The 8484-nt window shown below is 63.9% G+C and carries 8 protein-coding genes and 1 pseudogene; 3 read left to right on the forward strand and 6 right to left on the reverse strand.

The annotated features are described in order from the left end of the window. Positions 1 to 42: 42 nt before the first annotated feature. From KYG_RS25500 to KYG_RS13685, 6 genes and pseudogenes are all read right to left on the reverse strand, one after another. Positions 43 to 519, reverse strand: a complete 477-nt coding sequence (locus KYG_RS25500) for a transposase (RefSeq protein WP_008905500.1) — start codon at positions 517 to 519, stop codon at positions 43 to 45. 27 nt (positions 520 to 546) lie between these two features. Beyond that, positions 547 to 696 carry a hypothetical protein gene (locus KYG_RS25505; RefSeq protein ID WP_160165352.1) on the reverse strand — a complete coding sequence of 50 codons (150 nt, stop codon included), beginning with the start codon at positions 694 to 696 and terminating at the stop codon, positions 547 to 549. A 16-nt stretch (positions 697 to 712) separates the two neighbouring features. After that, positions 713 to 1180: a helix-turn-helix domain-containing protein gene (locus KYG_RS13665; RefSeq protein WP_008905501.1), complete on the reverse strand. Its 468-nt coding sequence runs from the start codon at positions 1178 to 1180 to the stop codon at positions 713 to 715. 44 nt (positions 1181 to 1224) lie between these two features. Then, a pseudogene (locus KYG_RS23850) lies at positions 1225 to 2674 on the reverse strand (IS5 family transposase). A 235-nt stretch (positions 2675 to 2909) separates the two neighbouring features. Then, positions 2910 to 3731, reverse strand: a complete 822-nt coding sequence (locus KYG_RS13680) for a TauD/TfdA family dioxygenase (RefSeq protein WP_237707263.1) — start codon at positions 3729 to 3731, stop codon at positions 2910 to 2912. A 17-nt stretch (positions 3732 to 3748) separates the two neighbouring features. Then, on the reverse strand, positions 3749 to 4996 hold the full coding sequence (locus KYG_RS13685; RefSeq protein WP_034694653.1) for a CaiB/BaiF CoA-transferase family protein: 1248 nt from the start codon (positions 4994 to 4996) through the stop codon (positions 3749 to 3751). Positions 4997 to 5199: 203 nt separating this feature from the next. Here KYG_RS13685 and KYG_RS13690 point away from each other — a divergent pair, with 203 nt between their 5' ends. From KYG_RS13690 to KYG_RS13700, 3 genes are read left to right on the forward strand one after another with little or no spacing between them, the layout of a single operon-like run. Continuing rightward, positions 5200 to 6051 carry an IclR family transcriptional regulator gene (locus KYG_RS13690; protein ID WP_008905505.1) on the forward strand — a complete coding sequence of 284 codons (852 nt, stop codon included), beginning with the start codon at positions 5200 to 5202 and terminating at the stop codon, positions 6049 to 6051. After that, on the forward strand, positions 6041 to 6802 hold the full coding sequence (locus tag KYG_RS13695; protein ID WP_008905506.1) for an enoyl-CoA hydratase-related protein: 762 nt from the start codon (positions 6041 to 6043) through the stop codon (positions 6800 to 6802). The genes KYG_RS13690 and KYG_RS13695 overlap by 11 nt, the downstream gene beginning before the upstream one ends. A 1-nt stretch (position 6803) precedes the next feature. Further along, positions 6804 to 8216, forward strand: coding sequence for an MmgE/PrpD family protein (locus tag KYG_RS13700; protein WP_008905507.1), 1413 nt, complete (start codon positions 6804 to 6806; stop codon positions 8214 to 8216). Positions 8217 to 8484: the final 268 nt, after the last annotated feature.

Consider the following 8484-nt stretch of genomic DNA (forward strand, 5'->3'; position numbering starts at 1 on the left):
CTAGGTCATCGCCCTCCGGCTTCCCGCCTCGGTGGGAACAACCTATTGCAACTCAACACCTAGTGCATCAACACGCAAGATTCGGAACGTAATGTCGACTGAGCTTCTGATCTGCGTCCTGACGGGTGAACGTCCACCCGATGGTTCTCTGTGCGACGTCACGGGCCTGCTGCCAGGCGTCAACCTCGCATTGCAGGCGGTTTCGGCTTTCAACTCGCCGGTCCAGACATTGACGACTGAGGATACCGATCTCGATCTCCGCCAATTCAGCCAACTCGCGTGCTTGGGCGTGTAGTGGAACTGCACTCGGCGCAAGAGCTTGTTCGCTGCACGTTTGCCCAACACGTCGTCAAAACATCTTCTGAAGTGGATGTTCAGGTTGTCGAGCACCAGATGAACGCGGCGAGCCTTGGCATACGTGTGGGTCAGCAAGTCGCCGACGAAGACCACGAAGTCGGCCTTGCCCCGTCGCTCTGTGACCGAGACGGTCCGCTGCCCGGCTTTGGGCTCTACGGCCACGAACAGATTGGTCGTGCCGTTACGCGCCTACTCGTAGTCCACTTTTTCGGGGCTGCGCGAGTTCATCGGCAGTGGTGCACGACTGTGACCGATGAGTTGCAAGCTCTTCTCGTCGATGCAGATGACCGGCTCTGAGCGCGACATCGGCCGCGCGTACAGCTCAAGCAAGGCGTACATGCGACTGCGGTACTCCTCAGTCAACGCGCCAATGCACCACATCAGCTTGCGCCAGGGCTTGAGATGTTTTTTTGAGCATGCGCCGCACGGTTTCTCGGCTCACGTTGGCCATGCCGACTTCCTGCCGAGCCGCCCGTTCGAGTTCCACCATCGTCCAGCGCTGCCGGCCCGCAGGCGGCGTCGAACACGCCAGCGCCGTCACTCGCGCTTCGTCGTCTGTGTCGTACTGGCGTGGCCGCCCCCAGCGTGCTACGCCGAAGACCGCCAACTCCACACCGCCTTGAAGATTCGCTGCGCGCGTATGCCACACAGCCGTGCGCCCTATTCCCAGTACCGCCATGATCTGGGCCTCTGGCACGCCCCTGTCCAGTGAGGCCAAAACATGAGCCCGATTGACCTCTCTCGCTTGGTGCGCCCCTTTGCTGCGAATCTCGTCCACCAGCGAGCGATCCTCGTCGGTCAAATGCAACTCCGTCTGCCTCATGACAACACCTCCAAGCATCAAGTAAATTGTCGGCCCTGATTTATTCAAATCCGATCCCAGACAGGGCGCTGTGCAGGTCGGGTGAGAGCTCGAGTGGACCAAGAGTCCAACGCGTGTTGCCATTTCAGTGACAAGCTCGCTACCGAGCACAGGCGCAAATAAAGGCTTTGCAAGAAGATGATGCCCTTGCGGGCGATCATGCGCAGCAGCCAGCGGATGTTGTAGCCCGCCGCACACAGCACCGAATGCAGCCGGTCGCCGGCTTCTCCCTTGAGGTGACAACGGTCCATGCGGTGATCGGCTTTGAGGTGGCCGATGATCGGCTCAATGGCCTGACGACGCCTGAGCTCGCGTCGCTCTTGCTCGCTGATCCGCTTGGCCTTGCCCCGGTGCACGATATGCACATCCGGGTTGTGCGTCCACACCCCGATAGCCCAGATCAACGAACGCCGTCGCTGGCTTTGACCGGCTGTCTTGCATCAGGATGCTCGCCTGCTCCAGTTGCTCGTTGAGGGTGTGGCCGTCGTAAGGGTTACCTTGGAAGGCTCGTGAGCCCACGATCAGGTTGCCCTGCAGCGTGCTGGCAATGCCCACCTTGACCCCGAACTCGTAGGGCGTTCGGGCCTTGCCCTTGCTGATGCAGTCCACCTCGGGCGCATGCCAGGCGTAGAGCTTGGGCTGTCCATCCACCGCTTTGCGCTGGCCGCTCTGGGCCACGATGCGATGGGCCTTGTTCAAGGTCTCGCCCAGTGCTTCGCGCACTGCCGCCCCGATGGCACTGGCCTTGCGGTCGATCTCGCGCTGCAGGCGAGCGACGATGGTTCTCTGGCGTTTGATGGTGCGGCGCATGCGCTTGAATTGCCGGGCATGGGCATAGCGCCCGGCCTAGCGGCTCAGGTCCCTGCCTTCCTTGGCAAAGGTCTGCTTCAGATCAATGCCCGTCTCCTTGGCCGCCTGGACCAAATTCAACCGGGCGGTCTCCAGCAAACGGCTGTCGGTGGGATGGGCAATCGCCTTGTGCTGCACCGTGCTGTCCACGATCACGCGGGAGGGCTCCTGCGGTTTGATCAGTTTGAGTTAGACGGCCACGTTGATGGTCTGCGCCAGCAGTTCTTCCACACCTTCCTCGCCCAACAACTGACGGAACTTGACCAGGGTGGTGCCGTCGCGGGGCTGGCGGTCTTCGTAATAAGCACAGCCCGAGAAGAACTGCCAGCGCGGCGTATCGGCCCAGCGGGCCACCACGCCCTCGTCGGAGTCGTTGAAGGCGTGTTTGAGGTAAAGCAGCGCAATCATGATGCGCAGCGGCACGCGAGGGCGCGCTGCGTTGCTGGAAACAGCAGCGCGCTGTACCTGTTCACCGAAGAGGTCCAGATCGGGCATGGCCACACCGGCGCGGCCTTTGTGAGAGAAGACCTGGGCCACCCACGCTTCGATCTCCTGCCAGGGCATGCGCGAGGCCAGCACGGCCAGCGGGAGGCGCAGGTCGATCATGTGGTCGATGCGCGAACGGAAAAATCGTCGGTGGCGGGGCAGGCAAACATCACTGCAGAACTCCCAGAAAACTGCCCCTATTGGAATTCAAACTGGGAGTTCTGGATATCTGCAATCACCCCACAAACCAAGTGTTCATGCGGGTTCTGGAGGTTATTCAGGGACGACTGAATCAAGTAAATCAAGTAATGGTGACGAGATTGTATTTATGTTCCGTTACTTACCTGTCAATGTACTAGTGACGAGGCCGGTCACCCGCTAACGTGATGCGGTGCATGACCCGGCGGAAGCCGTGGTAATCGTTGACCGGGTAGTGGTGCGTGCAGCGGTTATCCCAGAGCGCCAGGGAACCCACCAGCCAGCGGAAGCGGCAGGTGAACTCTTCCTTCTTCTGGTGCGTGAATAAAAATTGCAGCAGCGGCGCGCTCTCCTCTTCGGTCATGCCGGCGAAGCGCGCGGTATGGGCGCAGTTGACATACAAAGCCTTGCGACCGGTTTCCGGATGGGTGCGTACCACGGGATGTTCGGCCTCGTAATGGGTGTGCTGGTCAGCGCGACCGGCTTCGGCCAGACGGTCTTCGCGGGTGCGTGACACATCTGCCTTGGCCGAGGTGTTGACCGCCACCAAGCCGTCGAGCAGCCGCTGCATCCCCTCCGACAAGGCCTCATAGGCCAGCACCTGGTTGGCAAACAGCGTGTCACCGCCGTAAGGCGGCGCTTCGCGCGCCAGCAGCAGCGTGGCCATCGGAGGCTGCTCCAAGTAGGCAGTATCGCTGTGCCAGACACCGCCAAAGTTGACTATTTCGTGCGCCAGCTTCTTCACTTCGATGATGACCGGAAAGCCCGGGATGCCGCTGACAAATGGGTATTCCACCGGCGTGCCAATGGCCTGGGCGAAGGCCAGGAACTGCCCGGGCGTCAGCGGCTGGTCGCGGAAAAAGATGACGCCATGCGCCAGCCACGCACTACGCAGCGCCGCCAGGTCATCCTGGCGCAGCGACCGGGACAGGTCAAGCCCGGAGATTTCCGCACCCAGCGCGCCGGCCAGCCGGGTCACGGTCAATGCCGGGGCACTCATGCTGACAACTCCGCATCGGTGAGGAACGGAGCCGCTGCGCCACTGCCCAGCAAGGACGCCAGCGCGCTGGCATCAAAGCCGCATTCGCGCAGTACCGATTCGGTGTGCTCCCCCAGCCGCGGCGCGGGCGCCAGCTTGCTGACGTCGTAACCCACCCATCGCGCCGGCGCGCCAAAGGTGCGCATCACCCCTTCGCTCGGGTGCTCGACCTGGCGGAAGAAGCCCACCGCCGCCAAGTGCGGGTCATCCAACAGTGATTCGACGGTGTTCAGGGGCACCGCCGGCACATCGATTTGTTCGAACAGCGCCATCCAGTGCGCGGTGCTTTGCACGCGCAGCGTCTGGCCCAGAAAGCCGTACACCTCGTCAATGTGGCGGGTTCGACTGGCCAGGTCGGCGAAGCGCGGATCGACCCGCAGATCGTCACGCTCGATGGCGTGCAGAAAACGCTGCCAGTGGCCGTCGTTGTAGACCAGCGCGCAGATGTAGCCGTTGCTGGTTTCGTAGGGTCGGCGCCCGGGCGACAGCAGCCGCACATAGCCGGTGTCACCACTGGGCGGCTCGAAAGTGCGCCCGTAGAGGTGGTCCGACAGCACCACGCTGGCCATGGTTTCGAACATCGGCACGTCAATGCGGCAGCCGCGTCCGGTGCGCTCGCGCCCGTACAGCGCCATGGCCACGCTGTGCGCCGCATGCAGGCCGACCATGCGGTCGGCAATCGTCAGCGGCACGTAGCGCGGCTCGCTCGCCCCGCTTTGCTGCTGCAAGGCGGCAATGCCGACCGCGCCCTGGATCAGGTCGTCATAGGCCGGGCGGCCAGCGTAGGGACCGTCCTCGCCGTAACCGTACACGCCACACCAGATGATGCGTGGATTGATCATCGAGATGCTCTCGTAGTCCAGCCCGAGCCGGGCGATGGAGGCCGGGCGCAGGTTATGCACGAAGACATCGGCGCCTTCGATCAGGCGCCGCATCGCGGCCGCGCCCTGCGGCGATTTGAGGTCGAGCGCCACGCTGCGCTTGTTGCGGTTCAGGTGCAGGAACAGCGGACCCATGCCGGGATGGCGTCCGGGGCCAATCCAGCGTGTTGAGTCGCCCTCAGGAGATTCGATCTTGATCACGTCCGCGCCATGGTCGCCCAAAATCTGGGTGGCGTAGGGGCCCATCAGTACCGCGCTTAGATCAATTACCCGCACGCCCGACAGCGGCCCCGCAAGTGCCGCCTGGTCTTGTTTATTCGTCATATGTGTCTCCTCCGGTCAAGTCGGGGCCTCCTCCAAAAAGCGCTGCCAGTAAAACCCGATTGACGGCTGTACATGCTAACGCTATTCTTATAATGAATCAGTAATTCCGATATCAGAACCTTCAGGAACCCCATCCAATGCCCATGTCAACAGCATCACGGCGGGAGCGAACGGGTGTCGCACCCGGTGCAGACGGGTCGCCCATGGCAGTGACACGCGTGCTGCGACTGCTGCGGATACTGGCCGACCACCCTGCCGGCTTGGCCCTTACCCCCTTGTGCATGGTGATGAATGCTCCGAAGACCAGCGTGCTCTCGCTGTTGCGCGGTCTCACGGTGCATGGCTACCTGCAGCGCAGCAATGAGGCGTATGGACTGGGTCCTGAGTCGTTCGCACTCGGGGCGTCTCTGGTATCGGCCCGCTCGCTCGACGTTGTGGCCCTGCCCTTCCTGCGGGAAGCGGCGGAGCGATCCGGTGAGACCGCCCTGATCGCCAGAATCGACCGCGCCGCGGATCGGCTGGTCTACAACCCGATCATCGAGAGCACCCGCGCGATTCGATACGCCGTGCCAGTCGGCACGACACGGCCGCTGTTTGCCTCGTCCGCCGGGCGTGTGCTGCTCGCGTTCCAGGACGAGGCCTGGCGGCGTGACTACCTGCGTCGGGCTGATCTGCGGGCCATGACCGAGCACTCGGTCACCGACCCGGCGCAACTGGCGCGCCTCATCGAGGCGGCCCGGCTGAGCGGGCTGGCGGTCACATTCGGCGAAGTGACGCCCGACGTGGCCGGCTTTTCAGCCCCGATCTTCGAACCCGATGGGCGCGTGAACGCGGCGCTGATCATCGCAGCGCCGATCGAGCGCGGTCGCGCCGTCGCCGATGCGCTGCAGCACCTGGTGATGGAACTCGCCGCCAGCATCTCGAGGGCACTCGGCTACCGTGCGGGATCGCAATCGCGTGAAGTGGCAACGAATCAAGCCAGACCCATACCCCAGACTCGCCGCTCGCGACAACAGGCACAACTTAAAAAGGAGACACCCCCCCGTGAACAATGAACTGCTATACGAAGTGAACGACGGCATCGCCGTCATCACCATCAACCGGCCCGAGCGTCGCAATGCGCTGAGTCGCGCCGTGCGCGAAGGTTTTTTCGAGGTCTGGCGCCGCTTCGAAGCCGACGGGCAGGCCCAGGTGGCCATCCTCACCGGGGCCGGTGACAATTTCTGCGCCGGCATGGACCTGGTGGAGGCCGCCGACACGCAACTGCGCATCCCGCCAGCGGGCTTCATCGCCGTGCTCGGCGACAACATAGAGGTCACCAAGCCCGTCATCGCCGCCGTGCAGGGCTATGCCTATGCGGGCGGTTGGCTGCTCTCGCAGATGTGCGACCTGTGCGTGGCCGACGAGACCGCCAAATTCGCCATCACCGAGGCCAAGGTCGGGCGCGGCATGCCGTGGGCCGCGCCGGTCATCCACATGCTGCCACAGCGCATCCTGATGGAAGTCGCGATGACCGGCGACCCGCTGACCGCGCAGCGCGCCTATGAACTCGGCTACATCAATCGCCTTATGCCCAAGGGGCAAGCTTTGCAAGGGGCTAAAGAGCTGGCGGCCCGGCTCATGGCCAATGCGCCGCTGACGGTGCGCGCGGCCAAGGAAATGGTGCGCTTGTCCACCGAGATGGGCCGCACCGCCGCGCTGCGCGCCTCCAACCGAGCGTTCGATGCCGTCTACCTCAGTGAAGACGCCCTGGAAGGCCCGCAGTCTTTCCGGGAGAAGCGCAAACCGGTCTGGAAGGGGCGCTGACATGAACGTGATCTCGATCAGAAAAGCCACACCGTCGGCCACTGTCCCAACCGACGGCCTCTCACGGGAACTGGCCGCGCGCAGCGCTGCCCTGTGCTACACCGATCTGCCGCAGGACGTGCGCCTGCGGGTCCGGCAATGCCTGCTCGACTGGATCGGGGTGACGCTGGCTGGCGCGTGCGAGCCACTGGTGCACATGCTGGCCGAGGAAGCCCGTGAACAGGGCGGCCATGCCCAGGCCACCGTCGTCGGGCACGCCATGACGACCTCCAGCCGGCAGGCAGCGTTGATCAATGGCGCGGCCTCGCACACGCTCGATTACGACGACGTCAACATGGCCTTCACCGGCCACCCCTCGGTGGTCCTGGTCCCGGCCTTGCTGGCCTTGGCCGAATCGCGCGGCGCCAGCGGACGCGACTTCATGACGGCCTTCGCCGCCGGCTACGAAACCATGTGCCAGCTGGGGTTGGCGTGCGGCGACGCACAGTATTCCAACGGCTTTCACACCACGGCCACGCTGGGCACGCTCGGTGCTGCCGCCGCCTGCGCACGCCTGCTTCAGCTCGACGCCGATGACACCGCGACCGCGCTGGGCATCGCCAGCACCATGGCGGCCGGGCTGAAATCCATGTTCGGCACGATGTGCAAGCCCCTGCATGCCGGGCGCGCCAGTGCCGACGGCCTGCAGGCGGCCCAGTTGGCCGCGCGTGGCTTCACCAGCCGTGCCGATGCGGTTGAATGTCCGCAAGGCCTCATCGCCACGCACGGGGGTACCGCATCGCTGGAAGCGGCCTTGGCCACGCCAGAGGGCGGCTGGCATCTGCGCCACAACCTGTTCAAGTTCCACGCCGCCTGTTACGGCACCCATGCCGCCATTGAGGCCGCGCGCCACTTGTGCCTGCAACACGCGCTGCGGCCTGATGACGTGCTCCGCGTGACGGTGCGTGCCAGTGCCGCCAGCGAGGGCGTGTGCAACATCGCAGATCCGCGCACCGGGCTGGAGGCCAAGTTCAGTCTGCGTCACACGGTGGCGATGGTGCTGGCCGGGGTTGACACTGCCGGACTGGACGCGTTCAGTGACGACGCTGTATGCGCGCCCGAGGTGGTGGCGCTGCGTGATCGGGTGCAGGTCTTGCTCGTACCCCAATGCTCGGACCTCACCCTCAGCGAGGTAGTGATCGAGACCCAGATCGGCACTGTGCTGCGCCAGCGCCACGACAGCGGGCGCCCGGCCAGCCACCTGCTGGAGCAGCAGCAGCGCCTGGAGGAAAAGTTTCGCCGGCTGGTGAAGTCCGTGCTCACACTTGACGAGAGCGACGAGCTGATCGACCTGGTGGCACGGCTAGACGAACTGACCGACCTCTCGCCGCTGGCAGGCATGCTGGCTCGCCAAGCGTGCTCTGATCGGCCCTAACAGGCTGTTGAAATTCCCCCGCGTAAACACTGTTGGCTCAGTTGCGCGGTGCTGATACCTTATGGACGTTTGAGGCAGAGCACGGGGCATCGATGCGCTGCGCGCTGTGCCTGAGCCAGGCCGACCTGCCAAGTTTGACAAGGCGCCACAGGCAGCGCTACGCGCGGCCCGCTTGCCAAGTCCGACTGATATCAGTCCACACATCACAATGCCAGCGACCGGCGGAATCGGGTCAAGGCCGCGACGAAAAATGTTGCCCCTATGGCCG

It is taken from the genome of Acidovorax sp. NO-1 (genome assembly GCF_000238595.1).
Classification (GTDB): domain Bacteria; phylum Pseudomonadota; class Gammaproteobacteria; order Burkholderiales; family Burkholderiaceae_C; genus Acidovorax.